Annotated in this window: 26 protein-coding genes and 1 pseudogene; 10 read left to right on the forward strand and 17 right to left on the reverse strand. The window is 47.6% G+C overall.

The window, feature by feature from the left end:
* Positions 1–62 precede the first annotated feature (62 nt).
* Together ACNI23_RS03555 and ACNI23_RS03560 are read left to right on the forward strand one after the other, a co-directional pair.
* Entirely contained in the window at positions 63–623 is a 561-nt protein-coding gene (locus tag ACNI23_RS03555; protein WP_420246833.1) for a GNAT family N-acetyltransferase, read from the forward strand.
* 156 nt (positions 624–779) lie between these two features.
* Positions 780–1,274, forward strand: coding sequence for a NifB/NifX family molybdenum-iron cluster-binding protein (locus ACNI23_RS03560; RefSeq protein ID WP_420246834.1), 495 nt, complete (start codon positions 780–782; stop codon positions 1,272–1,274).
* A gap of 89 nt (positions 1,275–1,363) precedes the next feature.
* Here the strand turns inward: ACNI23_RS03560 and dapA are convergent, their stop codons facing one another.
* From dapA to ACNI23_RS03645, 17 genes are all read right to left on the reverse strand, one after another.
* Positions 1,364–2,242 (reverse strand): 4-hydroxy-tetrahydrodipicolinate synthase, encoded by an 879-nt coding sequence (gene dapA / locus ACNI23_RS03565; RefSeq protein WP_420246835.1) that lies wholly within the window; start codon positions 2,240–2,242, stop codon positions 1,364–1,366.
* 22 nt (positions 2,243–2,264) lie between these two features.
* A complete protein-coding gene (locus tag ACNI23_RS03570; RefSeq protein WP_420705238.1) occupies positions 2,265–3,152 on the reverse strand; it encodes a UshA-like (seleno)protein family 2 in 888 nt (295 codons plus the stop codon).
* Positions 3,152–3,475: an HU family DNA-binding protein gene (locus tag ACNI23_RS03575; protein WP_197528797.1), complete on the reverse strand. Its 324-nt coding sequence runs from the start codon at positions 3,473–3,475 to the stop codon at positions 3,152–3,154. Before ACNI23_RS03575 ends, ACNI23_RS03570 begins: the two co-directional genes overlap by 1 nt.
* Positions 3,476–3,521: 46 nt before the next feature.
* Entirely contained in the window at positions 3,522–4,346 is an 825-nt protein-coding gene (locus tag ACNI23_RS03580) for a MinD/ParA family protein (protein ID WP_420246838.1), read from the reverse strand.
* 75 nt (positions 4,347–4,421) lie between these two features.
* Complete coding sequence (locus ACNI23_RS03585; RefSeq protein ID WP_420246839.1) at positions 4,422–5,273, reverse strand: GGDEF domain-containing protein; 852 nt, start codon at positions 5,271–5,273, stop codon at positions 4,422–4,424.
* Positions 5,263–6,382, reverse strand: a protein-coding gene (gene prfB, locus ACNI23_RS03590; protein ID WP_420246840.1) for a peptide chain release factor 2 whose coding sequence is annotated in 2 segments (ribosomal slippage) — positions 5,263–6,306 and positions 6,308–6,382 — 1,119 coding nt in all. Because the reading frame shifts where the segments join, the coding sequence is not laid out codon by codon here. The genes ACNI23_RS03585 and prfB overlap by 11 nt, the downstream gene beginning before the upstream one ends.
* Before the next feature lie 17 nt (positions 6,383–6,399).
* Positions 6,400–7,926: an apolipoprotein N-acyltransferase gene (gene lnt, locus ACNI23_RS03595; protein ID WP_420246841.1), complete on the reverse strand. Its 1,527-nt coding sequence runs from the start codon at positions 7,924–7,926 to the stop codon at positions 6,400–6,402.
* A 1-nt stretch (position 7,927) separates the two neighbouring features.
* Entirely contained in the window at positions 7,928–8,746 is an 819-nt protein-coding gene (locus ACNI23_RS03600) for a hemolysin family protein (RefSeq protein ID WP_420246842.1), read from the reverse strand.
* Positions 8,747–8,848: 102 nt separating this feature from the next.
* Entirely contained in the window at positions 8,849–9,883 is a 1,035-nt protein-coding gene (locus tag ACNI23_RS03605) for a PilZ domain-containing protein (protein ID WP_420246843.1), read from the reverse strand.
* A gap of 95 nt (positions 9,884–9,978) precedes the next feature.
* Positions 9,979–11,862 (reverse strand): tRNA uridine-5-carboxymethylaminomethyl(34) synthesis enzyme MnmG, encoded by a 1,884-nt coding sequence (gene mnmG / locus ACNI23_RS03610; protein WP_420246844.1) that lies wholly within the window; start codon positions 11,860–11,862, stop codon positions 9,979–9,981.
* A 17-nt stretch (positions 11,863–11,879) separates the two neighbouring features.
* Positions 11,880–13,100 carry a M20 family metallo-hydrolase gene (locus tag ACNI23_RS03615; RefSeq protein ID WP_420246845.1) on the reverse strand — a complete coding sequence of 407 codons (1,221 nt, stop codon included), beginning with the start codon at positions 13,098–13,100 and terminating at the stop codon, positions 11,880–11,882.
* A gap of 269 nt (positions 13,101–13,369) precedes the next feature.
* Positions 13,370–13,660 carry a PxxKW family cysteine-rich protein gene (locus ACNI23_RS03620; protein WP_015851479.1) on the reverse strand — a complete coding sequence of 97 codons (291 nt, stop codon included), beginning with the start codon at positions 13,658–13,660 and terminating at the stop codon, positions 13,370–13,372.
* A gap of 147 nt (positions 13,661–13,807) precedes the next feature.
* Positions 13,808–15,136, reverse strand: coding sequence for an amidohydrolase family protein (locus ACNI23_RS03625; protein WP_420246846.1), 1,329 nt, complete (start codon positions 15,134–15,136; stop codon positions 13,808–13,810).
* A gap of 97 nt (positions 15,137–15,233) precedes the next feature.
* Positions 15,234–15,980 (reverse strand): S-methyl-5'-thioadenosine phosphorylase, encoded by a 747-nt coding sequence (gene mtnP, locus ACNI23_RS03630; RefSeq protein ID WP_015851481.1) that lies wholly within the window; start codon positions 15,978–15,980, stop codon positions 15,234–15,236.
* Between the two features lie 100 nt (positions 15,981–16,080).
* Positions 16,081–16,593: an adenine phosphoribosyltransferase gene (locus tag ACNI23_RS03635; RefSeq protein ID WP_015851482.1), complete on the reverse strand. Its 513-nt coding sequence runs from the start codon at positions 16,591–16,593 to the stop codon at positions 16,081–16,083.
* 100 nt (positions 16,594–16,693) lie between these two features.
* A complete protein-coding gene (locus ACNI23_RS03640) occupies positions 16,694–17,185 on the reverse strand; it encodes a hypothetical protein (protein WP_420246847.1) in 492 nt (163 codons plus the stop codon).
* Positions 17,186–17,339: 154 nt separating this feature from the next.
* Entirely contained in the window at positions 17,340–17,804 is a 465-nt protein-coding gene (locus ACNI23_RS03645; RefSeq protein ID WP_420246848.1) for a hypothetical protein, read from the reverse strand.
* 341 nt (positions 17,805–18,145) lie between these two features.
* Between ACNI23_RS03645 and rsmA the strand changes: the two genes are divergently transcribed.
* The 8 genes and pseudogenes from rsmA to rpoD all read left to right on the forward strand — a co-directional run bounded on the left by rsmA (position 18,146) and on the right by rpoD (position 26,478).
* Positions 18,146–18,934 (forward strand): 16S rRNA (adenine(1518)-N(6)/adenine(1519)-N(6))-dimethyltransferase RsmA, encoded by a 789-nt coding sequence (gene rsmA / locus ACNI23_RS03650; protein ID WP_420246849.1) that lies wholly within the window; start codon positions 18,146–18,148, stop codon positions 18,932–18,934.
* A 241-nt stretch (positions 18,935–19,175) separates the two neighbouring features.
* Positions 19,176–19,457 (forward strand): annotated as a pseudogene (locus ACNI23_RS03655) (HU family DNA-binding protein); the annotation flags it as partial.
* 17 nt (positions 19,458–19,474) lie between these two features.
* Positions 19,475–19,651: a hypothetical protein gene (locus tag ACNI23_RS03660; protein WP_015851486.1), complete on the forward strand. Its 177-nt coding sequence runs from the start codon at positions 19,475–19,477 to the stop codon at positions 19,649–19,651.
* 156 nt (positions 19,652–19,807) lie between these two features.
* Positions 19,808–20,008 carry a 30S ribosomal protein S21 gene (rpsU, locus tag ACNI23_RS03665; RefSeq protein WP_015336888.1) on the forward strand — a complete coding sequence of 67 codons (201 nt, stop codon included), beginning with the start codon at positions 19,808–19,810 and terminating at the stop codon, positions 20,006–20,008.
* A 3-nt stretch (positions 20,009–20,011) separates the two neighbouring features.
* The gene (locus tag ACNI23_RS03670) at positions 20,012–20,458 is read left to right on the forward strand and encodes a GatB/YqeY domain-containing protein (protein ID WP_420246850.1); all 447 of its coding nucleotides are present in this window, start codon (positions 20,012–20,014) and stop codon (positions 20,456–20,458) included.
* Positions 20,459–20,585: 127 nt separating this feature from the next.
* Positions 20,586–22,895 (forward strand): endonuclease MutS2, encoded by a 2,310-nt coding sequence (locus tag ACNI23_RS03675; RefSeq protein WP_420246851.1) that lies wholly within the window; start codon positions 20,586–20,588, stop codon positions 22,893–22,895.
* Between the two features lie 99 nt (positions 22,896–22,994).
* Entirely contained in the window at positions 22,995–24,734 is a 1,740-nt protein-coding gene (gene dnaG, locus ACNI23_RS03680; protein ID WP_420246852.1) for a DNA primase, read from the forward strand.
* Positions 24,721–26,478, forward strand: a complete 1,758-nt coding sequence (gene rpoD, locus ACNI23_RS03685) for an RNA polymerase sigma factor RpoD (RefSeq protein ID WP_420246853.1) — start codon at positions 24,721–24,723, stop codon at positions 26,476–26,478. The genes dnaG and rpoD overlap by 14 nt, the downstream gene beginning before the upstream one ends.
* The last annotated feature ends 12 nt before the right edge of the window (positions 26,479–26,490 follow it).

Here is a 26,490-nt window from a genome sequence, read left to right on the forward strand (position 1 = left end):
GCTTTTTTGTTTGCATTGAGTAAAATTTACATATTGTTTAATTCTATTGTATCCTTTTTATTATGATTAAGTTTAAAACTGAACGGCTTATTTTACGTGGCTGGAAATCTAGCGATTATGCTCCCTTTGCTCGTATTAATGCGGATCAGGAAGTTATGAAATACTTTCCGGCACCGCTTTCGAAAGTGGAAAGTAATGGCAATGCTGACGTGATAAGTGGCTTGATAGATAAGCGAGGCTGGGGATTTTGGGCGGTTGAAATACCGGATGTTTGTCCGTTTATCGGTTTTGTCGGCTTACATATTCCAATTGCAGAATTGCCTTTCTCGCCGTGTGTTGAGATTGGTTGGCGACTTGATAAAGAGTTTTGGGGTTACGGTTATGCCACTGAGGCAGCAAGGTTTGCCTTGGAATACGGATTCACAAAGCTTGGTCTGGATGAGATTGTATCCTTCACTTCCACGCAAAATAAAGCGTCGCAAGCAGTCATGGAAAGACTCGGTATGCGCCGGGAAAGTGAAACGTTTGAACATCCTTCAATTCCTGTGGGCAATTATTTGCGCGAGCACTTCCTTTATCGGTTACAGCGGAATACTTGGAACGAAATTCAGCGCTCAGAATGATCCTAAAATAGGTGTTTGGGCTTGTTTTGCGCCAAGTATGTTGAGCTTTATTTGCCAAGTCGCGGGTAATTAGTTGTATTAATTGTACTGATGTTGTTGGCCTCCTTTATGCAGAATTAAATGAAAAGAGTATTTAATTTCAGAACAGGAGGCATTATGCTTATCGCTGTAAGTGCAAATAATTCTAATTTGGATGGCCCGTTTGAACCTCGTTTTGGCAGGGCTGCTGGTTTTGTCATTTTTAATAGCGAAACAGGTGAAAGTCGGTTTGTAGATAATTCCGTAAATGCGCAGGTCGCTGGCGGAGCAGGATTACAGACCGCTCAGCTGTTGGCTGATCAAGGGGTGAATACCGTGATTTCGGGAACTTTTGGTCCTAAGGCTGAGCAGGCTTTGCAGGCAGGACATATTGAAATGGTTACTGTTCAGTCCGGTACGGTGCGTGAACTGGCCGATAAGTATGTGGCTGAATTTTCGGGCAGTGCGCAGCCAGTTGCAGATTTAAAGCGTTCTCCAAATGACTTGAGCCGTTTTGGTGGTGGGTGCCGCCGCATGGGCGGAACCGGACGCGGAATGGGGATGGCTGGAGGAGGTCGCGGTATGGGCGGCGGAGGCCGTGGCATGGGAGGCAGCGGGATGGGCCGAAGATAATAATTTGGATCATTTTATATTGCGACACGTAAAAAAATCCCCGCACGGAAAACCGTGCGGGGATTTTAAATTGTATTGCTGAAAGCAGCCTAGATCAGGCCGCTTGCTTTGAGCTGTGCTTCAAGCTTTGCTTTGCTTTGTTCCATGAGCGGAACCAGCGGCAATCTGAAGGATGTCTCAAATTTACCCATCATGCCCAGTGCAGTTTTCACTGGAATGGGGTTGGTCTCAACGAACATTACCCGGTTCAGGGGCTGCATCTTGAAGTGCAGTTCCTGAGCCTTCTTCATGTCTCCGGCCCTGTATGCTGCGCACATACCGGACATCAAGTCAGGCACGATGTTTGAGACAACGGAGATTACGCCGTGTCCGCCAAGAGCAAGCAGAGGCAGAACAGTGAAGTCATCACCGGAAAGAACGGTGAATCCTTCCGGGCACTGCTCGATTACATCAGAAACCTGACCGAGATTGGCAGTTGCTTCCTTTACACCAACGACATCGGGAACTTCATTCGCGATCATAGCGATGGTTTCGGGCAGGGCATTAAGTCCTGTGCGCCCGGGGACGTTGTAAAGGATGAAGGGCATGGAAGCCTCTTCTGAGAGGGCTTTGAAATGCGCCAGCAAGCCCGCCGGAGTCGGTTTATTGTAATATGGTGTAATCTGGAGGGTGGCGTCTGCGCCTGCCTGTTTAGCAAGCTTAGTCAGGTTTACGGCTTCCTTGGTATTGTTGGAACCCGCGCCAGCAATGACCGGGACACGTCCCTTGGCCTGCTCGACACAGATTCTAATAACCTCACCTTGTTCATCATGGGTCATTGTTGCCGCTTCGCCGGTAGTACCGCAAGGTACAAGACCGTCGATCCCCTGTTCGATCTGCCACTCGATCAGTTCGCGGTATGCGTCCTGATCAATCTCTCCGTTCTTGAACGGAGTGACCAGAGCAGTGAATGCTCCTTGGAATGTCATGCTTTAAGCCTCCAAATTTAATTTACTTATCATCCGAAATACCACTGAGCAGCTTTACTACTTCCGGCTCCTCACGGAGCTTTTCAGTCAAGGTTTGCAGAAACCATTTTACGTTTTGGCCGGAAGACCACTTAAAGTCTTCATCTCTAGAAGGCCAGCCGTAGATATCGATTCTGTTAACCGCTTTTCCGGTAGGGTAGCTGCGCACCCACACGGTCTTACCGTTTACGGTAAGACTGCCGGAAAGTCCCGGTCCGTCACCGCTCCCAAGGAGAATGTCCGGAGGAGCCTCGCCAATGACCGGATTGGCGAGAAATTTTTTCTCCCTGAAGTAACCCCATGAACTCATGGCAATTACCAGATCCGCTTCCTCCCTGCTTTCCTTGATCAGTGTGGCGCATTCATCAATGAGATCGTCAGGAAGGTCGTCGGAGCCTTTTTCAAGGTATGGAAGAATGATTATTGAGGCCTTCTTACCATTGGCAAGAGGCTTATTGATAACCTGTGCTTCCATGTTGCCGAACCAGTTTTGCGGAATTCCTTTAGGGGAATTTTGCAGAAAACTCATTTCGGCAGGACTAAGAATTCCTAAATCATAATTAATGATTTGGAAAGCTTCAGTCAGCGCATTTCGTTTTTTATCGGAAACTTTTTTGCCGGAAGTCGGCAGAAATTCAAATGCACCGCCCAGTATCAGGACGTCGTGTTTCTGTGCGACCCGCAGATCCATAAGATAACCGGCCCGCCGGGCCAGTCCCCCAAGGGTTTTGTTCCCTCAGGTGGGGCAGGGGTTTACAGTCCCGAATGTGTTGGCGGTGTCTGCAATAGACAATAGTACATCCTTGTCAGCATAGGACATCGAAGGTCCCATGCTGACAAGGAGAAAAAAAGCAAATATGAGAAGTCGCATTAAGCGTTCAAATATTCCTTCAGCTCTTTACCGGGACGGAAAAAAGGCAGTTTTTTAGGGGTAACGTCTACGACATCACCAGTTTTAGGGTTACGCCCGGTGTACCCTTTGTATTCTTTCATTTTAAAGCTGCCGAATCCTCTGATTTCAACTCTGTCGCCGCGAACAAGCGCCTCTTTGATGGCATCTACAAATGCATCAACAATTTCGGCTGATTCATCCACGTGGAGACCTTTTTCTTCCGCAAGACTCTTGATCAGTTCGCTTTTGTTCATGTCCTCTCCCACATCGTGTTGAGTGTGACAAGCTAGTGTTATTACCATTTCTAATACAACTATGCCGAAAAGTTACCCTTTTCGTCAAGCATAATTAGTCGTCCAGTGTAGGAAATTTTTTCATGACAGGTCTTTCACCGAGTCTGCCCATATTTTCCATTCTGATCTTTTGAATTTTAACAGCAATATTCAGGATATCGCGGCTTGCATCAGATTTAGGAGCATACTTAATAAAAGGAATCTGCCGTCTTACAGCTTCTGTTACTGCAGGATCATAGCGCACATAGCCCATATTTTTCAACTTAATATTAAGAAATTTTTCGCAGGCCATATTTAAACGGTTAAAAGTCTCCCGGGCTTCTTTTTCATTAGTAGCCTGATTTACTACTATGTTGAAATCGCTGACATTGTGCTGAGAGTGCAGAACCTTGATCAGTGCGTAGCTGTCTGTCAGTGAGGTCGGTTCCGGGGTAATGACCACAATTCGCATTTGCGTCATGGCCGCGAAAGAGAGCACTGTTCCACTGATTCCGGCACCGAGGTCGAGCACCAGATACTGGTATCCGCCGACAAGTTCAGTTATTTTGCTGAACAGCAGATCCTGCATGTCTTCGTCCATTTCGACAAGTTCCGGCACTCCGGAAGCTGCTGGCAGGATGTCGAATTTCTTTCCCTTCTCAATGGGGATTACAATATCAGAAGGCTTGGCACCGCTGGTCAGCAGATCCTGCATGTTTGATTCCGGGGAAATTCCCAGCAGAACGTCCAGGTTTGCCAGTCCGAGGTCGCAGTCCATGAGCAGCAGGCTGTTGCCTCCGATATTCAAGGCATAGGAAAGATTAAGGGATAGGTTGGTTTTACCGACTCCGCCCTTACCGCTCATGATAGCAAGGCTTAATGTTTTATTGGCGTTGATCATGTCTTATATGTTCCTTCATTAGGGTAACAATAAAATTTATCGGGATTCAAAATAACTGATTTTGAGAGTGCGGCGTCAACTTCCCGTGAATAAAAATTTTTTTTCATTGGCATGCACAAGGGTTTCCTTGGTCACTGTTTCAAAATCAAGAATATCAGCTGAGCAAACCTGATCCTTACCTGATTCCTTGGCTTCATACAGAGCCTTGTCTGCTTTGCTGACCAGCTCTTGCATTTCAATTTCCACCATGCCTTTAAAGCAGGAAATTCCGGCGGAGCAGGTTATTGAAAAAGTTTCATTGCTTCCCGGTTTGGTGAAAGTCAGTGCCCGCACTTTATCCAGCAATCTTTCGAGCAGTTGTTTGGCTTTTACAAGACCCACTCCCGAAAGGATTATTGCGAATTCTTCTCCACCGATTCGAGCTACAAGGTCATAGCGGCGCGAGTTCTGTGAAAGGAGATCTGCAAAATCAATTAAAACTTCGTCGCCTTTCAGGTGTCCCCACGTATCGTTAATTTTTTTGAAATTATCCAGATCAAGTATAGCCAGAGTCAGAGGAGTCTTGTTCCTTCTGGTCCTCTCTATTTCCTGATCAAGGGTTCTTTCAAAGACCCGTCGGTTGGAGAGGCCAGTAAGAGGATCGTGCTCAGTCTTGTAGGAAAGTTCCTGAAGAACAGATTGCACATGGTTAAGGTGCGGGGCCATGTTCCGGTCGAGAGGAACGGTCATCCAGTCGTTTAAACCGTGCCTTTCCGCAAGAATTTCCCAAGCCTTAAGGGTCATCCCCGGACAAAGCCGTAAAACGGCAAGTCCTTCCGGGCATTCATGGGTGTGACAGACTTCTTTTTCATTACAGAATCTGTCCCGCACGGAAAGCAATTCTTCGAGGAGACTTGCTTCATTTTCAGCGATGTACTCAGCGCTCATTTTCTCCGCCGTATGCGTCAAGCATGAATTTCCTGATCAGACCATCGAGTTCACCGTCCAGAACCGCTTCGACATTTCCGTCTTCGGCTCCGCAGCGATGGTCTTTGACCAGTCGGTAAGGTTGCAGAGTGTATGTCCTGATCTGACTGCCGAATCCGATAGAATCCTTGGTGGCATAGTCAGCTCTTTTGCTTTCTTCCTGCCTCTTCAGTTCCTGCTCGTAGAGTCGGGACTTGAGGACTTTCATAGCGGTTTCTTTGTTTTTCAGCTGTGACTTTTCATTCTGGCACTGAACAACAATATTTGTGGGCAGATGGGTAATGCGTACCGCAGAGTTGGTCTTGTTGACGTGCTGCCCGCCGGGACCGCTGGCCCTGAAAACGTCAAGCCGGATATCTTCGTCTTTTACTTCGATTTCGATGTCCTGTGAAATTTCAGGATAAACGTCTACCGAAGCAAAGGAGGTATGCCTTCTGCCGGAAGCATCAAAGGGCGAAATGCGGATCAACCGGTGGATGCCCGCTTCACCCTTGAGAAAACCGTAGGCGTAAAGTCCTTCAATGCGAAGGGTTACACTTTTGATACCTGCTTCATCGTCTGGCTGGTAGTCAAGATAGCTGGTTTTCCAGTTACGTTTGTCTGCCCAGCGAAGATACATGCGCAGGAGCATTTCGGCCCAATCCTGTGACTCAATTCCACCGGCACCGGGGTGAATCTCAAGAATGGCTGTACTTTTATCTTCCGGCCCGGAAAGCAGGGCGGCAAGCTCAGTCTGTTCCACAAGCTGGGCAAGCTTTTCAACGTTCTCTGAAAGGGCTTCGAGGATTTCCTGATCCTGATCCTCAGAGGCCATCATCAGCCATTCTTCAACATCGTCTTTGCTGGAAGAAAGGTTGTCGTATGAAGTGACTTTTTCTTCCAGCATGGATTTTTCGCGCAGGACCGGAGTGAGTGCGTCCGGTTTATCCCATGCACCGGGTTTGCTCAGGTCGTGTTCTATCTCTTCGAGTCTTTCCTTGCTTTGAGCGTGGTCAAAGACGCCCCCAGAGGGATTCGTATTTTTGTATGCAGTTTAAGGCCTTGGATTTGAGGTCTGAAAATTGAAGCATATTTTGAAATAATTCCTTTATATTTTAATTCCCGTCTGTTTTTTGCGACGGTTTATAATTATCCATACTACACCAAGCATGGTCAGCACCAACGGGGTGGTGGTTACTGCTTGGTAATTGGCGTGGTAAAAAGTAGTACCGCTCATCAGTTCGGCTTCTGCAGCTACTGCCGCATCTACAAAGAGTCCGGTTGCTTGACTGATTCGTCCCAGAGGATCAATGCAGGCGGATATTCCGGTGTTGGTTCCCCGGAGCATATAGCGTCCCTGTTCAACAGACCTCATGGTTACCAGGTTAAGGTGTTGCCGTGGAGCGGATGTGTTTCCGTACCATGCATCATTGCTGATATTTATCAGTATGTTGGCACCTTTCTCTACTCTTTCCTGTGCCAGTTCCGGGAAGATACCTTCATAGCAAATGAGCATACCCATAGCAAGGTCGCCGCTTTTAAGCGGAGATGCGTCGGAGCCGGGGATAAAATCCCCTGCACCCTGCACCAGTTTGCCTAGCGGCAGGTACTCTTTGAAGGGTATGTATTCTCCGAAAGGCACCAGATGTGATTTGTCGTACCAGTCCATGTATTTTTTGTCAGGTGAAATAAGGTATGCCCTGTTGTAAAGAGAGAAATCGCCTTTGCTGTGCAGGATGTAACCGGGAGCTCCGGTAAGGATTGGGGTTTTGGTCTCGGATGCGAAATTCATGATTTCCGCACGCATTATGCCGCCGTCTTGAAGATAAAAGGGCATGGCGGTTTCAGGCCAGAGCACAAGATCGGTTTTATGGATTACCTGCCTGCTTAGGCGGAGGTATTTTTCGAAAGTTGTTTTTTTATACTCTGCATCCCATTTTTTTGCCTGGTCAATATTACCCTGAATCAGGCCGATGGAAGTGTCTCCGGTTTTTACCAGATTAGAAAACTGCTCCGGAGCTGTACGCATGCCGCCGAGGATAATGATCAACGCGACAACGGTAATAGTCCATATTTTTGCAGGGAGGGAGTTTTTGCAGCACAAGATTGCCGTTGCCACAGATACCAGCAGTCCTGAAAGGCCGTATGATCCGATAAAAGCTGCTCCTTGAATCCATTCCGGCCTGAAAGCCAAAGCGGAGGATAATGTCATCCACGGGAACCCTGAAAACAGGAAGCCTTGCGCGGTTTCCATGCTGGTCCAGAGTGCTCCGCTGAAAATACAGAGCGCAAAGGGAGATAAACACCGGGCTGCATAGTTGAGGATGTATGTGTAGATGCCGTAGTATACTCCTATCAGCATGGCTATCAATATGGGGCATGGAATTGCCAGTGCCCAGGAAAGCCCACCATAAACCCCCACAGGATAGGCAATCCAGTACATACAGGCCAAAGCTGCCAGTGAACCGGCAATCCAGCCTTGCTTCATGGCTTTGCGTGGAGAGATTGTCGAGAAGGCAATCATGCCCAGAGCCAGCGGAAAGGCAAGGATAGCAGCAGGGAGATGGAGGAGGGGATTGGCATAGCCAAGCCCCGCAGAGATCATTGCAATAAGAATAGGAACAGTTGGGTGCATTCTAGTTACCGGTTGGCGGGTCTATCAGGATTGAAATAATCTGCTTGGCATCACCTTCATGTACGGTAAATTTATAGCCGGAAATATTGATGAATTCTCCTACGTGGGGAATTCTTCCCGTCAATTCAGAGATGTATCCACCAATTGATTCAACATGTTCTGAGTCCAGGCTCAACTCGAGTCTTTCAGATACTTCGGTCAGGGGAACCCTGCCGGAGATGAGGAATTTGCCGTCCTCCAATTCATTGAAGTCAGAGGGACGGTCAGCATCGTGCTCATCGGAAATGTCACCGACGATTTCTTCAAGAACATCTTCCATGGTGATTAGACCGGAGGTTCCACCATACTCATCCTGCAGGATAGCCAGGTGTATGCGCCCGGTTTGAAATTCCGTAAGCAGTGTTTTCACTTTTATGTGTTCAGATGCAAAGAAAGGCTTCCGCATTATCTCTTCAAGCGGTGTATCAGTCTTCCCTCTAAGTAGGGGGGCGATGATGTCTTTGGCGTGGATGATTCCCACGATGCGGTCTTTGGTCTCTTGAAATACAGGAATTCGTGAATGCCCGTGTTCAATGATTTCTTCGGCTACATCAGCCAGACAGCTGCCTACTTCAACACCGACCATATCTGTGCGGGGAATCATTATTTCATGGGCTTCGGTGTCCTTGAGTTCAAGAACATTTAGCAGCATGGAAACGACTTCATCTTTGATTTCGCCGTCTTCGCTTGCTTCGAGGATGTGCTCTTCAAGGGGTGAGTCTGATTTTTTGAAAATATTGACCATTTTGGCCCACAATCGGCCTTCAGAACCGTCGTCCAATTCAATTCTCCTTTTTGCGGTTGATCCAATTTAATAAGCAAATATAAATCAGGTTTATAGTTATATCTACTTATTATGTGCTATCCGTGTCAACAAGCTTAATTACTCGTTACCTTCACGGTAAAGCTCAAGATAAAGATTATAGGTCCAGTCATCCATTTCCGGGCAACCGTTTTGATCTACTTTTTCCCATTTGGGTTTTTTGGTCTCCTCGTCAAAACCCATGAATTTTGACTCAAAGGAAAGACCAAGTTGCGCCCGCCCTTGAGTAGGGTCGATGAATACTCGCCTGACTTTAGTAACAAAAAGGTGGCGGACAATTCCTCTGTCTCCGAAATCCACAAGGCTGAGCAGGACAAGAAAATTATGCCCCTTGTTCAAGTTGAAGCGTGCAGCTCGCTTGTTTGTCATATGGGTCAGTTCAAGCGAAAGTCCACCGCCTGAAATATCCGAAAGAAAGACGCTGGAATCTTTCCCTCCCATGCGCCCAGGAGTGTATTCACCGTTTGTGGCGATGAATTTAAGACCTGCGTTCAGTCCCTGCGTTGTATCAGGGATTATGTTTGCATAGTCATAGTGCCGTGAAGGAGGGGAGACTCTCAGGAATTCGCGTTTCTGGGTCTGCTCAATATGGTCAGGCAAAGCAACGTACAGATTGAAGTATTGCGATCCCTTGGGCTTTACTTCGGTAATGATTGAAGTAAAATTATAAAAAATCACCATGCCCGCCTGTTTAGCCGGGACATGGAAGAATCCTGTTACTTCACGGCCTACCCATGATTTAGCAATGTCTCCATCAGCCGGCATTTCGAGGACAAGGTCCTCATTTATGTCTTCAATGGAGCAGGCAACTGATCGGCGTTTTTCAGATTTGGAATGAAAACTGAGATCAATTTTTGAGCGGTAGACAAGCGCCGTTTCAAATATTGTATCAAGTTGTTCCTTGTCCGTTATCCAACTGGTTGGAACTACTTTGAGCTTTTTTTTCAATTCCCTGTTGTTGTACCAAAGCACTGCAGCAACAATGGCAATAAGACAGAACCCCACCACAATCAGCATATTTACTGTCTGGGGAGGGAGCCCCGTCTCTCCGAATCCTCGCAGGGTCTTGTATAAGAATTCCTGATCTACTGCCATCTCTCAGCCTTGTATAAATGTTAAAGCTTTTTGTTTACTTATACTTATTTTTTATTATTTTGAAAAGTAAATGCTTTAACTAACAGGTCTGATAATTAAATGGCGCCGATTTTTTTTAGATGAATCTCAATTGAAGAGACCGCGGCCGGAGTAATTCCGGAAATCCTGCTGGCTTGTCCAAGGGTCAGGGGGCGAACCTCTGTTAGTTTCTCAACTGCTTCCCGGGTAAGTCCTGCTACTGCGGAGTAATCAATATCTTCAGGCAGTGATACAGATTCCATTTTGCGGAATTTGTCCACCAGCTCCTGCTGGCGAACAAGGTAACCCTCATATTTAATTTGGGTTTCCGCTTCTGCTATGATGTCATCGGCATAGTTCTCAATCTCAGGTTTGAAATGGATCATATCTGTGATTGAAAGTTCCGGCTGACGCAGCACTGCCGCAAGGGGAACAGATTTGTTAGGAACTGTTCCGCCGATTTTTGTGATTATTTCACGGGTCGGCTGATCCGGCTTGATCTGAGTGGAGTTTATCATTTCCAGAACTTCATCGAGCCCTTTTTTCTTGGCGGAATAAAGCGCCCAGTGATCATCTTTGACCAATCCCAGTTCACGGCCGATTTGTGTGAGGCGCAGATCTGCGTTACCTTCACGAAGCAGCAGCCTGTATTCTGCACGGGAAGTGAACATGCGGTAAGGCTCAAGTGTTCCCTTAGTTACGAGGTCATCCACCAGAACGGCAATGTATGCCTGATCGCGTGAAAGCAGGAAGGGATCGCGTCCGGTCAGTTTGCAGAAAGCGTTGCAGGCCGCCCAGAGTCCCTGTGCTGCAGCTTCTTCGTAACCGGAAGTACCGTTGATCTGGCCTGCCAGATAGAGACCGGGAAGAACCTTGGTTTCAAGGGTCGGCAGCAGCTGGGTAGGCGGTACGAAATCATATTCAATGGCGTAGCCCGGGCGTACAATCTGAGCCTGTTCCAATCCTTCGATGGAGTGGATCATGCGTTTCTGTACATCCAGCGGAAGGCTGGTGGGAATGCCGCTTGGGTATACCTCAGGGCTGTCATAGCCTTCAGGTTCAAGAAAAATCTGGTGACGGTCTTTTTCAGGAAATCTGGCAACCTTATCTTCAATGGAAGGGCAGTAACGCGCGCCGGTTCCCTTGATCACCCCGGTGAACATGGGAGAGCGTTCAAAACCGCTACGGATGGCTTCATGAGCCTTTTCATTGGTATAAGTGATATGGCAGCTTACCTGAGGCAGGCTGATTTCCTTGGTACGGAAACTGAACGGTTGAGGCGGATCATCTCCGCGCTGTTCTTCCAGTTTGTCGTAATCAATGGAATCCTTGAGCAGGCGGGGAGTGGTCCCGGTCTTGAGACGACCAAGTGTGAGCCCTGCGTCCTTGAGGCTTTTGGACATACCGACGGAAGCCGGATCGCCCATGCGTCCGCCGCTGAAATTCTCCAGTCCGATGTGAATGAGACCTTGCAGGAATGTTCCGGTGGTCAGCATTACCGAACGGGAATGGAATTTTTCTCCGATTCCGGTCACAACCCCTGCGGCTTTGCCGTTCTCTATGATTAGCGATTCAGCAATATCCTGCCGGACCCAGAGGTTGTCCTGTGAAAAAATATCCTTCTGGACCACGCGCATGTATTCATTGCGGTCCATCTGTGCACGGCTGGCGCGTACAGCAGGCCCTTTGCGGGTGTTCAGGATACGGAACTGGATTCCGGCCTTATCGGACCAGAGGCCCATGTAACCACCCAGTGCATCAATCTCCTTGACCATATGTCCTTTTGCAAGCCCGCCGATGGCAGGGTTGCAGGACAAATGACCGATACGATCCACATTGATGGTTAAAAGCAGGGTTTTCAGGCCAAGGTTTGCGGCAGCCATAGCGGCTTCGCAACCAGCATGGCCCGCACCTGCGACAATAAGGTCGAATTTTTCCGGCGGCGGCTGTTTTCTGATCATGATATTAACTTACTTCGCTAGAACGGCAGAAGTGCCATTACTTTTGCATCATTGAGAGTGTTGCTGATGGAGCCTTTTTCATTGGGCTGGTGGGCCTGATGCAGCAGGGTGGACCAGACAACAGTCTGGTAGCCGCGCTCGCGCAGGTGGGCAGCAACTGTTCCGCCGCCGATTCCGCCGGCTCTGGCGTTCACGCCGTAAACTTCTTTAACAGCGTCGACAACTTTTTCCACGATCTCGGCATCTGCCGGGGTGGGCGGTGCAGCCTGACTTTCGCTTTCAACTTCCACTGTGACTTTTACGCCGTACTCTTCGGCAACGTAAAGCCCCATGCCTTTAACCTGATCAATCACTTCCTTCAGGTCGTAAGTGGGCAGCACACGGCAGTCGATGTAGAAAACATCCTTGCCCGGAATGGTGTTGATGTTTTCGACGTTGGCTTCCTTTTTAGTCGGTTCGAAAGTGGAGAAGGGCGGGGAGAAAAGTTCGTCTTCTTCATCAAAATGGTATTTCAGTTCCGGCACTTCCATAATCATTGCAGCAGCAGCGACAAGGGAGTTCACGCCTTGTTCGGGAGTGGAAGCGTGGCACTGTTTGCCTTCTACTGTCACCTTGAACCATACGGATGATTTTTCAGCGATTTCAACCAGTGCGGAGTCTGGCTCGCCGGAATCAGGTACGAGAAAAAGATCGTTCTTTTTGAACAGGTCTTCGTGCTCTTTGACGATGTACTCAAGACCGTAATGTGAACCTGTTTCTTCATCGGAAACGAAGATGAGTCCGATATTGATGCCCGGAGTCAGGCCGGAATCAAGCAGGGCTTTTGCCGCAATTACGGAGCTTACCAAGCCCTGATGGTTGTCTTCCACGCCGCGTCCGTAGATTGTATCGCCATCCTGTACCATTTTAAACGGATCAGTATCCCAGAGGCTGAGGTCTCCTACGGGAACAACGTCCATATGGGAGATGATCCAGAGGGTTCTGGAGCGATCCTGACCGGGTATTACAGTAACCAGATTAGGTCTGTAACCGCACTCAACTCTATCATCCGGCGCATTGTATGATTTGACTTCGCCGAATCCGTTTTCTTTAAGGTATTCGGTCAGGAAGTCCGCTTTGGCTTTTTCCCCGGTACCATTGTTGGTGGGACCGATAGCGGGAATGGCAACCAGCTTGGCGTGGAGGTCTAGAGCTGCGTCTTTCATTTCGTCGATTTTTGAAAGAAGCTGAGTAGGCATTGGTGTTTCTCCGGTTATGCATCAGATACAGGGTTATTGGAAATTCGGCCATGTTCAGGCGTACCAAAGAGAAGAGCCGGAACAAGTCCGGCTCCCATGATACACGAAATGAATCGGTTGAAAAACATCCGTGAGAATGTTTTTCAGGTAATATGCAGTTAACGACTTGCCTGAAAAGACAGTGTTCGCTTGTACTGGCATCACACTTATAAAATAAAGCTAAACCCATTTTATAAGCGAAATTAATGAATAATTTTGCAGATGCTTTACTAGCGACCGCGTGCAGCACGCTTGGATGCTTTAAGCGGGTTAACTTTAACTTTACCTTCTTTGTCAACACCGGCACGCACGTGAGTTGCGAAGTTACATACGCTGTGAGACCACTTTTTAGCGGGCTGAGCGTAGCTGGGGCAGTAGTTTTTACCTTCGAAATCAACTGCGCGTTCACAACCGTCACACTGTTCAACAACGGTTTCGAGAATTACGCCTTTGTAGGAAAGACCTTCAGCAGTCATTTCTGCACCTTCGAGTGCGTGTACTCTTGCATTCTTTTTAGCCATGTAGCGCCTCCTGTTTGGCAAGTCGCTTGCGAACAAGCGTTAGTTTTATATTTAAATATCTTTGCTTGGAAAAGCACAAATCCATATGCAGTCTTCCCCTATGTTGTCAAGGAAAAAACTAAATTTGGATTTCAAAAAAATATCCGATTAGCGGTTTTTAAGCCGCTTCAAGGCCCATTCTACCGCCTTTTCCGCTTCCCGTGAAATAGTTTCCACATCAGCGGTTTGAAATTTACCATCCCGGTAGAGAACGGTGCCATCGCAGATGGTCAGGCAGACATCCTGCCCTCCGGCAGAGTAAATTACGTGCGAGAGGGGCTTGTATACAGGTTTAAGGTGCATCTTGTCCATATTTATAGCAATGATGTCCGCTTTCATTTCCGATTTAATTGCACCGCAGTCATCAAATCCTAAGAATTTAGCTCCAGAAAGGGTTGCCATATCAAGAACTTCCTGCGCTGGCATGGCTTCCGGGTCCTGTAGGAATCCTTTTTGGAGCATGGCCGCTGTACGCATTTCATCGAACATGTCCAGATTGTTATTGCTGGCTGCACCGTCTGTGCCCAGTCCGGTTGTTACTCCGGCATCAATAAACTTGGTCAGTGGGCATATGCCTGAGCCCAGTTTGAGGTTTGATTGCGGGTTGTGGGCAATCATTGCTCCCGCATTTTTGATCCAGCTAATTTCCTCATCTGTGACATCTACGCAGTGATGCAGGCGTGTCCGTTGTTTCAGCAAACCGTATTCTTTGAGAATCGCAATGGGCCGTTTGCCAAAGGTCTCCAGTGTAAGTTCGGTTTCCGGTACTGATTCCGCTGCATGAATCTGCCAAAGCAGGTCCAGACGCTCGGCAAGCTCCATGCTCTCGGCCAGTTGATCAGGATCGGTAGTGAATATCGCGTGAGGTGTAACCGCAGTTTTAATGCGATCATGGTCGGCAAATTGATTGTGCAGTCCTTCAATCACATCCCATGCTTCTTGAGCTGTTTTGAAAAAAGGTGAGGGGAATTTGAAAAAACCTTCCCCGAGCACAGCTTTCATACCTGTTTCATCAACTGCCTTGCCGACCACATCCTCATACATATAGCCGTCTAGTATGGCAGTGGTTCCGCTGGCGACCATTTCAGCGCAGCCAAGCCTTGCTCCCAGTTCAACCAGGTCCTTGGTCAGCCCTGATTCGATGGGGAACATATAATTATGAAGCCATTCCAGCAGGGGCAGGTCGTCAGCCACACCACGCATGAGGGTCATGGGCACGTGGGTGTGAGAATTGATCAAACCGGGAAGGATAACGGATTTGCCGCAATCAATGGTTTCATTGGCAATCCATTCCTTCTCAATATCAGCACTCTTGCCCACAGCGGAAATTATCTTACCACTGACAGCAACAGCACCATCTTCAATCAGCTCACGGTCTTCATTCTGGGTAAGAATGTAAGATCCCTTAATGATCAAATCACATTTGTTCGGCTGCATATAATTTACCCGCACAGCTTAACGTCAACAATGGCGAAGCCATAATAAAAGGTTTTAAGCCACCGGAGGGACCGTCGGTAGCCCCTCCGGAGGCGTCCTAAATATTTTCAATAGTCTTAATCAGCATGGAGGTGACGTTCTCGGCATTTGCTTTGAAAATTGCCAGAATATCATCCCATGTGACGGGGGCTTCGTCGGTTTTCCAGCAATCGTAGTCGGTAGACATAGCAACTGCGGCGTAGGGAATTCCTGCTTCGTTGGCTAGGATAGCTTCAGGGGCGGTGGACATATTGATGATGTCAGCTCCCCATGCGCGGAACATGTGCGATTCAGCTCTGGTGGAAAAGCGCGGACCTTCGATGGTGACTACTGTTCCCTTGTCGTGAACGGTAACCCCCAGTTCTTTGCAGGCCGCAGTCATTTTGGCGCGCAAATCAGCATCAAAAGGCTCAGCCATGGGCGTATGGGCCGGGGCGTGCGGTTCAAAGCTTTCGAAAAATGTAAGTTCACGCTTGCGGGTGAAATCAATGAACTGATCGATGATGACCAAGTGTCCACGGTCGATTTCTTCACGCAATGACCCTACTGCGGTGGTGGCAAGAATGCAGTCGCAGCCAAGATCTTTGAGTGCCTGAATGTTTGCACGGTTGTTCACGTAGGTCGGGGGGATTGTGTGCTCGCGTCCGTGACGGCCGATGATATGGACTTCTTTTCCGGCAATGGTTCCGGATTTGATGGGTGAGCTGGGGGAGCCCCACTTGTTGGAAACTTCAGAATCCTTTGCGTCTTTCAGAATGTCAGGATTGTCGAGTCCGCTGCCACCGATGATTCCGATTACTGCCATGATTGCTTTTCCTTATTTGCAAAGGTGAAAAAGAAAAAACTCCTGCCTCGATCGCTGATTTGTAATCCGTGATCCGGGCAGGAGTTTTGAAATATCCTGATTAAAGCTGGATGAGGCTGGTGGTATCTATTCCGCTCAGCTTGCTCTTTCCGTCAAGGAAAGTCAGCTCGGCGATAAATCCCATACCGGAAACCTTGCCGCCTGCTTTTTCAACCAGTTTTACCATTCCTTCAGCTGTTCCGCCGGTAGCAAGAACATCGTCGATGAGCAGAACATTTTCGTCCTTGGCGACTGCGTCAACGTGCATGCTCAGGTTGTCTGTTCCGTACTCGAGGTCGTAGCTTACGGAAATGGTCTCGTAAGGCAGTTTACCGGGCTTGCGGATAGGCACGAAGCCGATATCAAGCTTGGTAGCCAGCGGGGCTCCGAAAATGAAACCACGGGCTTCTGCTGCTGCGATTTTGTCTATTTTGTAGTCAGCAAAGCGTTCAGCAAGCTGATCAATTGTATATTGGAAAGCTTTTGGCTCAGCCAGAAGCGGGGTAATGTCAAAGTATACGATACCTTCTTTAGGAAAGTCGGGTATATCGCGGATATAATCCCTCAGATTCATGAAGTTCCTCCATCGGATTTATTTGATAAAATTTGCTTAAATGCTTTCGGTGCAGTTGTCAAAGGTGGAGGAACTGGACATTAAATGTTCATTTTGATGATTAAAACAGAACTTCACATAGCATTCCTTTCGGAACTTCTGTTAAAGAACTCTTGACTGTTTGTGCAGGTGTTCCGCCGCCAACTCCTCCTGAACCTTCTGCTCCTTTTTTCTTATTGAGAATATCCATTAGCATTCCCTGATACTGTTGCAGTTCCTGCTCTTTCATCTTTATAGCTTTTTCATTTTGTTCAGGATTTTGTCGTAATTCTTTGAGTTCTTTTTCCAGTTGTTTAATCTTTTTCCGTATCATTTCCTCTGTATTGTCTTTTTCAGAAGCCTCTTGAGCTACTTCTTTAGCTGATTTTTCCGTTAACTCACTGGATTTCCGAAGACCCTCAGCAGAGATATTCACCGAGTCCTCTGTTTTTAATTCGAGTGTTGTTTTTGCAAAATCTGTATCTTCAGATTCTGATTTGATTGGGGCAATTTTGAAAGTTGAACTGTCAATTTGATCTGCCGTTGTTGTTCCAATTTTTAGATCGAATCCCATATGCACCTCTTTTGATGTGTGTGAGTGTATTATTAATATCGGTAGAAAGTTTAATCTCTTTATGCTTGCTTAATGAAAGTGGCACAGATTTTTACAAAAAAAACCCCATCCAGAAGTTTTCTGGATGGGGGTTTAAATAATACTTAAAATTTGCTTATGTGAGTGAGTTACTCATTCCTTCTGCTCTGGTGCCGCCGGAAGCGTTAGTGCCGGAAGCCTGTGATTTTTGATCCTGCAGTTCAACCAACTGGCCCTGCAGCTGCATCAATTCGTTTTGCTTGGCAGCAATCTGGTCCTTGTTCTTTTCCGGATCTTTTTGAAGCTTTTCTATTTCTTCTTTGACCTTTTCGATCTGTTCCTGAATTTTTTGAATCTGATCGTCAATGGAGTTGCTGCTTTCTGAGCTTTCTCCCGTTGCTTCGGAAGATGATTCCATGGAAGTCATGGCAGCAAGTTTGTCTTGACCTGCCTGGGAAATGGAAACGGTGTCTCCGTCAGCACTTTTACCCATGGTCAGTCTGGTTGACTGGATTTCAGTTTCCTCTGCCGCAGCATTTTTGGCAGTTGATGTAGCGTACGTCTGTTGTGCGTCACCGCCGATACGAAAGTCGAAACTCATATTTATATCCTCTTTTTTAGAGTTATATGCGTGATACGACTTCCATATCGGCGGGCTTTTAAGTTTCTTTAGGGTCCTTTGTTTATTTTTATTTTAATACGGCAAATAAGGAGGAATGTGGTCGAAAATGCGGTTTGCCGTCAAAGTCCAATGTCCTGACTGTTCTAAAGGCGATGAGAGCGCTTTCGCGTGCATGGACTACGGCAAAGGGTATTTGCATATCAGGAAAATATGCGGCAAAAGCTTTCGACATATATTAGACGGGCAACCTAGAACTTGCTTAGTTGTCCATATGGAAGTTACATTAATTTTTTTAATATATTTTTTAAAGTGGAGTTTTTGTGCAAATAAGACACAGAGCCAAAAAAAGCCTCGGGCAGAACTTTCTGCAAGATGCCAATATAGCCCGTAAGATTGTAGATAGTCTTAAAATTACGGAAAACGATTCAATTATTGAAATCGGTCCCGGTCAGGGGGCTTTGACAAAATTTATTCTCGAAGCCGGACCGGAGAGCCTTACGCTGGTCGAAAAGGACCGCGATCTTGCTCCGGCTCTTAAAGCTGAATATCCGGAAGCCAGCGTAGAGTTGGAGGATGCCCTTAAGTTTGATTGGGCTGGTCTTGATCCCGAAAAGAATTGGAAGATTGTGGGCAACCTGCCTTACAACGTGGCTTCGAAAATTATGTGGGATATTGCGGCACAGTGTAATGCAACTTGCGTTTTCATGGTTCAGCATGAAGTTGCCCAGCGGGTTACTTCCGGGCCGGGGTCGAAAAAATATGGCGCGATCAGCGTTTGGATTCAAAGTTTTTGTCGGACAGACTATCTTTTCAAGGTTCCGCCGACTGTTTTTAAGCCAAAACCCAAGGTCGACTCCGCAGTAATAAAATTTTTTCCACTTTCTGAGGAAGAAAAACCCAGTGATATTGAGGGGCTTGCGAAGCTGGTAAAATACTGTTTTCAATTTAGGCGCAAACAATTAGGTAAGATATTGAAATCATTCATTTCTGATGAGGTGGTTCAATGGGCTGAAAAGGAAGGTGTTTCGCTTACGGATCGGCCGGAAGCCTTGTCACCACTGCAATTTCAGAGTCTTTATAAATGCGTTAAAAACGATTTTCCCTCTTGACTTGTTGGCGAAAATTTTGTTTTAGATTTTCATCAGGGTCGTTTGTTCAGGCAGTCCCGCTTTTTTTTTGAACGAAATACGGGGTAGGGGGCTTGTTTTAAACGGTTTTGAGTGTTAGCAAGACAAATTGTCGGGCGGGGATGTCCGGCAGTTTTTTTAATGAACCAAACTCTCGCCGGAGGGCGAGGTTAATGGCAGGTGCGATAACGTGCCGCAATAATCATTTTCCCGTTTCAAGGAGGAAGGACTGATGACTAAGGCTGAACTCGTTGTTAAGATTGCTGAGAAAGCAGGAATGACCAAAGCTGATGCAGAACGTTGCCTGAATTACTTTCTGGATACAGTAGAAGAAACCCTCGTTAACGAAGGAAAACTGACCCTTACAGGTTTCGGTACTTTCCAGGTTGACGAAAGAAAAGAGCGTGTAGGTCGCAACCCCCGCACCGGTGAAGAAATCAAGATTCCCGCTTGCAAGGTTGTAAAATTCCGCCCCGGTAAGCTTCTGAAAGACGCTGTAAAGTAGTTTAAGGAGATTTAATTATGTTGCATGGTGAAACTGTTCAGAGTCCTCTTCCTATGGATCTTCCTTGGTGGATGCCTGACCATTTTATTTTCTTCGGCGTCCTCTACATTGTGATCGGTATTCTTGGTGCCGGAATGGCCTACTGTGCTGTTAAAGCATGGATGGATTCCAAAAACGACACCGCCGCTCACTAGTATCACTTTTGAGTGACAATTTTTGTTCAGCATCTGCGTATGCGGGTGCTGAACATTTTTTTTGGGGGTTGCCCTTGACTCCATGCAATATTTAAGGTTAATAAAAATCTCTTCCGCACATTTTTTGTGCGAGATTAATTCAGGGGGGTGATTTGATTGCCCGGTGTATATCTCGAAGATTCTGATAACTTTGAAATAGCTCTTCGCCGCTTCAAGAAGCAGGTTGAAAAAGCTGGAGTTCTTTCCGAACTCAAAAAGCGTCAGCACTATGAAAAGCCCAGCGTACAGCGTAAGAAGAAAAAAGCTGCTGCCCGCAAAAGGCTCATCAAAAAAATGCGCAAAATGTCAATGGGTTAGTATATGAGTCTCATTGAGCAGATTGATAAAGACTACATTGCGGCCTTCAAGGCCAAGGATGATGTAAAGAAGGCGGTTCTGAGACACCTCAAGACTGCCATCAAAAATCGCACTGTTGAACTGAAAGGGGAGACTCTTTCAGACGACGAAGTACTTGATCTTGTTGCAAAGCAGATCAAGCAGCGTAAGGATTCCATTGAGCAGTATAATGCTGCGGGACGTCCCGAGCTGGCCGAAATTGAGGCTGTTGAAGTCGAAGCTCTTTCCGGCTACATGCCGGAGCAGCTTTCCGAAGAGGAAATTGCTGCAGCTATTGATAAAGCGATTGCCGATCTTGGCGCATCGTCCATGCAGGATATGGGTAAAGTGATGAAATCCATCACTGAAGCCTATAAAGGACAGGTTGACGGAAAGGTCGTTAGCGGCCTCGTTCGTGCCCGTCTTTCCTGACATCAGCTTAAGCTGAATTTTAACGGCAGGCCCCGGAGTTTCTCCGGGGCTGTTTGCCGTTTTTTCTGTATTGGTGTCCCGTTTCATTCGGGGTGCATGATCTAACACTTTTCTACATTGGAATCCCATGGAGCCAAGATCTCTCCAGTTACTCGAATTTCCGAAAGTTCTTAATGTCCTTTCCGGCCATTGTGTTTCCACGTCAGGTGCAGAGGCTTGTCTTGCCCTGTCTCCTATGGTCGATGCCGGTACCATTAATTCCACAGCCCAATTTTTCAGGCAGGGTCAGAATTTCGTAAAAGAAACGGGATTCAGGCTCGGCACATTTCCTCCGTTGGAAGGACTTTTTCAGTATCTGGTCAAGCCGAACAATGTGCTCGATGCTGATGCTCTTTATGCGCTGGTCCAGACTCTTGGTCAGGCTCGTACCCTCAAGGAAGCCCTTGAGATTGCAGAGAAACGGGAGTGGGATACTATCCTCGAATTTCTTGAAGGTGTAAGCTGGCCCGAAAAAACATTTTCCGGCCTCAAGCGTTGCCTTGATCAGGACGGCAATATCAAAGATGAAAGTTCCCCGGAGCTTTACGATATACGCCAGTCTATTCGTTCCCTGCATCAGCGTTGCTCTAAAAAAGTACGTGATTTCATCCACGGCGAAGATATTTCCCGTTTTCTGCAGGATGATTTCATGACTATTACCAACGACCGCTATGTTCTGCCGCTGAAGACAAATTTCAAAGGCCGCTTGCAGGGGATTGTTCACGATTACTCTAATACCGGTGAGACCTGCTATTTCGAGCCCATGTTCCTCGTGGAGCTCAATAACACAATGCAGGAACTCAAACAGCAGGAAAGGACCGAAGAGCTTAAGATCCTGACCTATCTGACCGGGCTGGTCCGTTCGGAATATGACCAGTGCGAGGCTGCATACGGTTTTCTGGTTGAATATGATGTTCTGCAGGCTAAGATAAGTTTTGCTGAAGCCGTAAAAGCTGTAGCCGTTGACGTACAGTCCGGAGCAGGTTTTGATCTTCGCGGTGCGCGTCACCCCCTTCTTGCTTCTGCACAAGGTGGCGTAAATCCACTTAATATTGAACTGCCTACAGAGCAGAAAGTTCTTATTGTCAGTGGCGGTAACGCCGGTGGTAAAACTGTCTGCTTGAAGACTGTCGGTTTGCTTTCAGTCATGGCATTCAGCGGAATTCCCGTTCCGGTGGAAAAGGGCTCAGTACTGCCGTTGTTCAAGGAAATTTTCGTCATCATGGGTGACGAACAGTCTCTTGAAGAAAGTGTAAGTACTTTTTCTGCACAGATTCAGTCCATCAGCCGTATTTGGGATTCTATGGATTCCTCAACCCTCTTCATTCTTGATGAGTTCGGTTCCGGTACTGATCCGGCACAAGGTGCTGCTCTGGCACAGGCTGTGGTGGACGGGCTGCTTGAAAATGGCGTTACCTGTTTTGCTGCTACTCACTTTCCGGCACTTAAGACTTACGCTCTGGTGACCGAAGGAGTACGTGCGGCCAGTGTGCTGTTTGATCCTTCTACCAAGAAGCCGCTTTTCTCACTTGCCTATGATCAGGTCGGAGCTTCCATCGCGCTTGATGTCGCAAGAGAGCACGGATTCCCTGAATCCTTGCTTGCCAATGCTGAGCAGTACCTGCTCATGGAAGGTTCTGATTCCGGTTCAGTTATGAACAGGCTCAATGAACTTGCGGTTAGCCGTGAGAAAGAGCTTGAAGAAATGGATCGCATCAAAACCAAGCTGGAGTCCAAGCGTGCCAAGCTGGAAGAAAAATTCGAGCGTGAACGTCTTACTGTGCTTGCTGATGTTAAAAAGCAGGCTCAGAGCGTTCTGAAAGAATGGCAGGATGGCAAGATCGGCCGCAAACAGGCTCTGAAAAAACTTTCTGAAGCGCGCTCTACAATCGGCGGCGATGAAAAGCCGAAAGCTGATGTAAAGCCGTTTTCATTTGATGATATCAAGGTCGGTAAGCCGATCCTGAATATCAGCTGGAACCGCAAGGGTGTGGTCATTGAAAAGGATGAACGCAAGAAGCGGGTGAAGGTTGATATGGATGGCGTAGCCATGTGGATTCCCGCAGACCAGCTTGGTCCTGTCGGCAAAAAGGCTGTGCAGGAGAAAGTGCGTCAGGTTACTGAAAAAGCAGACAAGAAGGCTCCCAAGGGTGAAATGACCCTTAAAATCGATCTGCGCGGTAAACGGGCAGATGTGGCGATCAGTGAGCTGGACCGTTTCTTTGATCAGGCACTGTTGCGCGGGGCTACTGAGCTTGAGATTGTTCATGGTCGTGGAACCGGGGCTTTGCGTCGCGAAGTGCATATCTTTCTGGACGATAATCCGGCAGTTGCCGGGTACAGCCTTGCTCCAGAAGACCGGGGCGGCGACGGTATGACCGAGGTTGAATTAGTTTAGTGCAAATTATTTCAGGCCGTGCTATGGATGTTCAGGCTGCAATGATTGTGCATTATTTCAACTGCTTCGAATTGTTTCGATGTTGTTACGGAGGATTCTTTGGATAGAGCTGCCATAGAGGCCATCAAAGAACGCCTTGACATAGTCGATATCGTACGCAGGTATGTAGAACTGAAACCTGTGTCCGGCCGTTGGATGGGACTTTGTCCTTTTCATAATGAAAAGACCGCTTCTTTCAGTGTGAATGGCGAGGAGGGTTTTTTCTATTGTTTCGGTTGCCAGGCTTCGGGGGATATTTTTGATTTTTACTCCCATATTAACGGGGTGGAATTCAAGGATGCACTTGAGCAGCTTGCTGCAGAAGCCGGGGTGGAGCTTACCCCGGGGAAAGTTGACCCTCAGGCAGCCAAGAGAAGTTCTGAACGCAAAATTTTCATGGATATGCATGAACATGCGGCTAAATATTTCAGTCGTATGCTCAAGCTTCCTGAAGGGCGTGAAGCCCGAAAATATATCGAAGGCAGGGGCATGGATGCCTCTGTTCTCGAATCTTTCGGTCTGGGGTGCAGTACCGATGATTGGCAGGGACTGGAAAAGTATTTGATTTCGAAAGGTTATACGACCGAACAGGGAGTCAAAGCCGGACTTCTTTCCCAAAATGCCAAGGGGCGCACTTATGATCGTTTTCGTGCAAGGCTGATCTTTCCCATCACAAATTTATCGGGAAGGGTTATTGCTTTTGGCGGAAGAATAATTACAGATGGAGAACCGAAGTATTTAAACAGTAGTGATACCCCTATCTACAAGAAAGGGGAGCACCTGTACGGCCTTTCCACGGCCCGGAACTCTATTGCCCGGACCAAGCGGGCCCTGCTGACCGAAGGGTACATGGATGTAATTTCCCTGCACCAGTTCGGATATACAAATTCCTGCGGGGTGCTGGGAACGGCACTGACTCCGGATCAGGTTAAACGCCTTTCCGGGTTCTGTTCGAAAATTGATCTCGTTTTTGACGGGGATGCTGCCGGGCTGAAAGCGGCTTTGCGCAGTACGGAAATGATTCTTACGCAGGGAGTTTCCTGCGGTGTAGTTGTTCTTCCCGACGGGGAGGACGTGGATAGCATCCTTCAGGCCCGTGGGGCAGAAGGATTTCAAGTGTTTCTGGATAAGGCACGTGACGGTCTGGAATTCAGTCTGGAAACCTTGCAGAAGGGGTCTTCTCCCCGTGAAGTTATGGATTGGGCGCAGGGATTCCTGAAGAGGATGACCAGTGCGTCCTTGCGTGCGTTTTATCTGCCTAAGGTCGCCAGCGGCCTTGGGGTGGCAGAAGCGGAATTAAGGTCGGTTTTTTCCGGTGCTCTCAATGCCCCGGTCCCGCAGCAGCAGAATACGGTTCAGAGGGATCAACCCCGCGCTGCGACTCCGGTGGGTGCACAGGTTAAAGATGATAAATATTTCTTGAGGTATGCGGTAAAACATCCAGAATATGTCGTCGAATTATCGGAAAGGGGAGTAGCTCAGGTCCTGACCTCGCACTGGGGCAAAACACTGTGGTCTAAAATTGCGGCTCACAGCGGGCAGGACATTATCCCGTTACTCGATGATTCTGAAAAAAGATTCTATGCCGGTTGCCGGATGGAGGAAGCTCTCTCCGGTGAAGATCTGGAAGATGAATGGCGACATGTCTGTAGGGTAATTGCCCGGCGGCGGTACGATATGGGCCGAAAAAAGCTCACCGATGCTTTGCGCCGTGCTCAGGCTCAAGGCGATACCGAACGCGTAAACGCGTACCTCAAAGTCCTGAACGACTCTGTATGGAGGGATGATGAGCAACATTAAGGATATTCAGGCGATTAAAACTCTGATTTCCGAAGGTAAGAAACAAGGATTTCTGACCTTTGAACAGCTGGGTAAGGCTCTGCCTGCCGAGTTCAACAAGGCTGATCAACTTGATGATGTCATCAAGATTTTCGACCAGTTGAATATTGCGATCGTCAACACACCCGAAGACGGCAAAAAGATTATGGATGCCGGGGTGGATAATGATGATGACATTGATCTTACTGAAAGCGAAGAGGAAAGCGTAGATTACGTTTCCCGTTCCACCGACCCAGTGCGCATGTATTTGCGCGAAATGGGCGCGGTAGGTCTTCTGGACCGTGAGGGTGAAGTTGTCATCGCCAAGAAAATTGAAAACGGCGAGATGGATGTTCTTTACGCACTGGTTGAAATTCCGGTTGCAATCGAAGAACTCATCAGCGTCGGTGAAGATCTTGACGAATCACGCATCAAGCTGAAGGACGTCGTTAAAACCATTGAGGAAGACGACCCCAGCGAAGATGAGATGAACCAGCGCCAGCGTGTTATCTTCCTGCTGGACGAAGTCAAGAAGCTATACGAAAAAAAACGTGACCTGTATTTCAAGCTCGATGAATGCGCTACCCTTGATAAAAAAGTCGCCAAGCAGCAGAACGAGATTGTAAACTATAAGACTGAAATCGTTGAAAGACTTCGTGATATTAAAATCGAGAAGACTCTCATCGACCAGATCATTGAAACTGTGGGTGATTACGTAAGGCAGATGCATAACTGCCAGCGTGACCTTTCCGCGTATATTCTCTCCACTGGTAAAACCCAGCAGGAGATCAAAGATCTGTTCAAACAGATTGATGACCGTGAAATCAACCCTGTTGCTGCTTCTGATGAACTCGGAATGACAGTGGATGAGCTTTTCTCATTTAAGGAAATGATTTCCGGTAAGATGGAAATTCTTGTCCGTCTTCAGGATAAATGTTGCCACAATGTGCATGAGCTTGAAGAAGTGCTCTGGCGCATCAAGCATGGTAACCGCAGTGCAATGCGTGCTAAGCAGGAGCTTATCCGCGCCAACCTGCGTCTCGTTGTTTCCATTGCCAAGAAATACACCAACCGCGGACTGCAGTTCCTCGACCTGATTCAGGAAGGTAACATCGGCCTGATGAAGGCGGTTGATAAGTTCGAATACCAGCGTGGTTACAAGTTCTCCACTTATGCAACCTGGTGGATCAGACAGGCCATCACCCGTGCAATTGCGGACCAGGCCCGTACCATCCGTATTCCGGTTCATATGATTGAGACCATTAACAAGCTGATCCGCACCTCCCGCTACCTCGTGCAGGAACTGGGACGCGATCCTTCCCCGGAAGAAATTGCTGAGCGTATGGATTATCCGCTGGAAAAAGTTAAGAAAGTACTTAAGATTGCCAAGGAACCCATTTCCCTTGAAACACCTATCGGTGATGAAGAGGATTCGAGTCTCGGCGATTTTATTGAAGATAAGAAGGCCGCAGCGCCTGCTGAAGAGGTGGTCAGCACCAAACTCGGCGAGCAGATTGCAACCGTTCTTTCTGATCTGACCCCCCGTGAGGAGCAGGTTCTGCGTAAGCGTTTCGGTATCGGCGAAAAGTCCGACCATACTCTTGAAGAGGTTGGTAAGCTTTTCAACGTAACCCGTGAGCGTATCAGGCAGATTGAGGCCAAGGCCTTGAGAAAGCTGCGTCATCCTGTTCGCAGCGCATTACTGCGTTCCTACTACGAAAATTAAAAATAAGAGAGC

The sequence above is a fragment of the Maridesulfovibrio pacificus (SeqCode) genome (assembly GCF_048612815.1).
In the GTDB taxonomy this organism is placed as follows: Bacteria; Desulfobacterota; Desulfovibrionia; order Desulfovibrionales; family Desulfovibrionaceae; genus Maridesulfovibrio; species Maridesulfovibrio pacificus.

Bases quoted from the DNA above. Each gene is read 5' to 3' on its own strand.
- ACNI23_RS03555 (WP_420246833.1), top strand. From the start codon at position 63: ATGATTAAGTTTAAAACTGAACGGCTTATTTTACGTGGCTGGAAATCT.
- ACNI23_RS03560 (WP_420246834.1), top strand. From the start codon at position 780: ATGCTTATCGCTGTAAGTGCAAATAATTCTAATTTGGATGGCCCGTTT.
- dapA (WP_420246835.1), bottom strand. From the start codon at position 2,242: ATGACATTCCAAGGAGCATTCACTGCTCTGGTCACTCCGTTCAAGAAC.
- ACNI23_RS03575 (WP_197528797.1), bottom strand. From the start codon at position 3,475: ATGGTAATAACACTAGCTTGTCACACTCAACACGATGTGGGAGAGGAC.
- ACNI23_RS03580 (WP_420246838.1), bottom strand. From the start codon at position 4,346: ATGATCAACGCCAATAAAACATTAAGCCTTGCTATCATGAGCGGTAAG.
- ACNI23_RS03585 (WP_420246839.1), bottom strand. From the start codon at position 5,273: ATGAGCGCTGAGTACATCGCTGAAAATGAAGCAAGTCTCCTCGAAGAA.
- lnt (WP_420246841.1), bottom strand. From the start codon at position 7,926: ATGCACCCAACTGTTCCTATTCTTATTGCAATGATCTCTGCGGGGCTT.
- ACNI23_RS03605 (WP_420246843.1), bottom strand. From the start codon at position 9,883: ATGGCAGTAGATCAGGAATTCTTATACAAGACCCTGCGAGGATTCGGA.
- mnmG (WP_420246844.1), bottom strand. From the start codon at position 11,862: ATGATCAGAAAACAGCCGCCGCCGGAAAAATTCGACCTTATTGTCGCA.
- ACNI23_RS03615 (WP_420246845.1), bottom strand. From the start codon at position 13,100: ATGCCTACTCAGCTTCTTTCAAAAATCGACGAAATGAAAGACGCAGCT.
- ACNI23_RS03620 (WP_015851479.1), bottom strand. From the start codon at position 13,660: ATGGCTAAAAAGAATGCAAGAGTACACGCACTCGAAGGTGCAGAAATG.
- ACNI23_RS03625 (WP_420246846.1), bottom strand. From the start codon at position 15,136: ATGCAGCCGAACAAATGTGATTTGATCATTAAGGGATCTTACATTCTT.
- mtnP (WP_015851481.1), bottom strand. From the start codon at position 15,980: ATGGCAGTAATCGGAATCATCGGTGGCAGCGGACTCGACAATCCTGAC.
- ACNI23_RS03635 (WP_015851482.1), bottom strand. From the start codon at position 16,593: ATGAATCTGAGGGATTATATCCGCGATATACCCGACTTTCCTAAAGAA.
- ACNI23_RS03640 (WP_420246847.1), bottom strand. From the start codon at position 17,185: ATGGGATTCGATCTAAAAATTGGAACAACAACGGCAGATCAAATTGAC.
- ACNI23_RS03645 (WP_420246848.1), bottom strand. From the start codon at position 17,804: ATGAGTTTCGACTTTCGTATCGGCGGTGACGCACAACAGACGTACGCT.
- ACNI23_RS03660 (WP_015851486.1), top strand. From the start codon at position 19,475: ATGTTGCATGGTGAAACTGTTCAGAGTCCTCTTCCTATGGATCTTCCT.
- ACNI23_RS03670 (WP_420246850.1), top strand. From the start codon at position 20,012: ATGAGTCTCATTGAGCAGATTGATAAAGACTACATTGCGGCCTTCAAG.
- ACNI23_RS03675 (WP_420246851.1), top strand. From the start codon at position 20,586: ATGGAGCCAAGATCTCTCCAGTTACTCGAATTTCCGAAAGTTCTTAAT.
- rpoD (WP_420246853.1), top strand. From the start codon at position 24,721: ATGAGCAACATTAAGGATATTCAGGCGATTAAAACTCTGATTTCCGAA.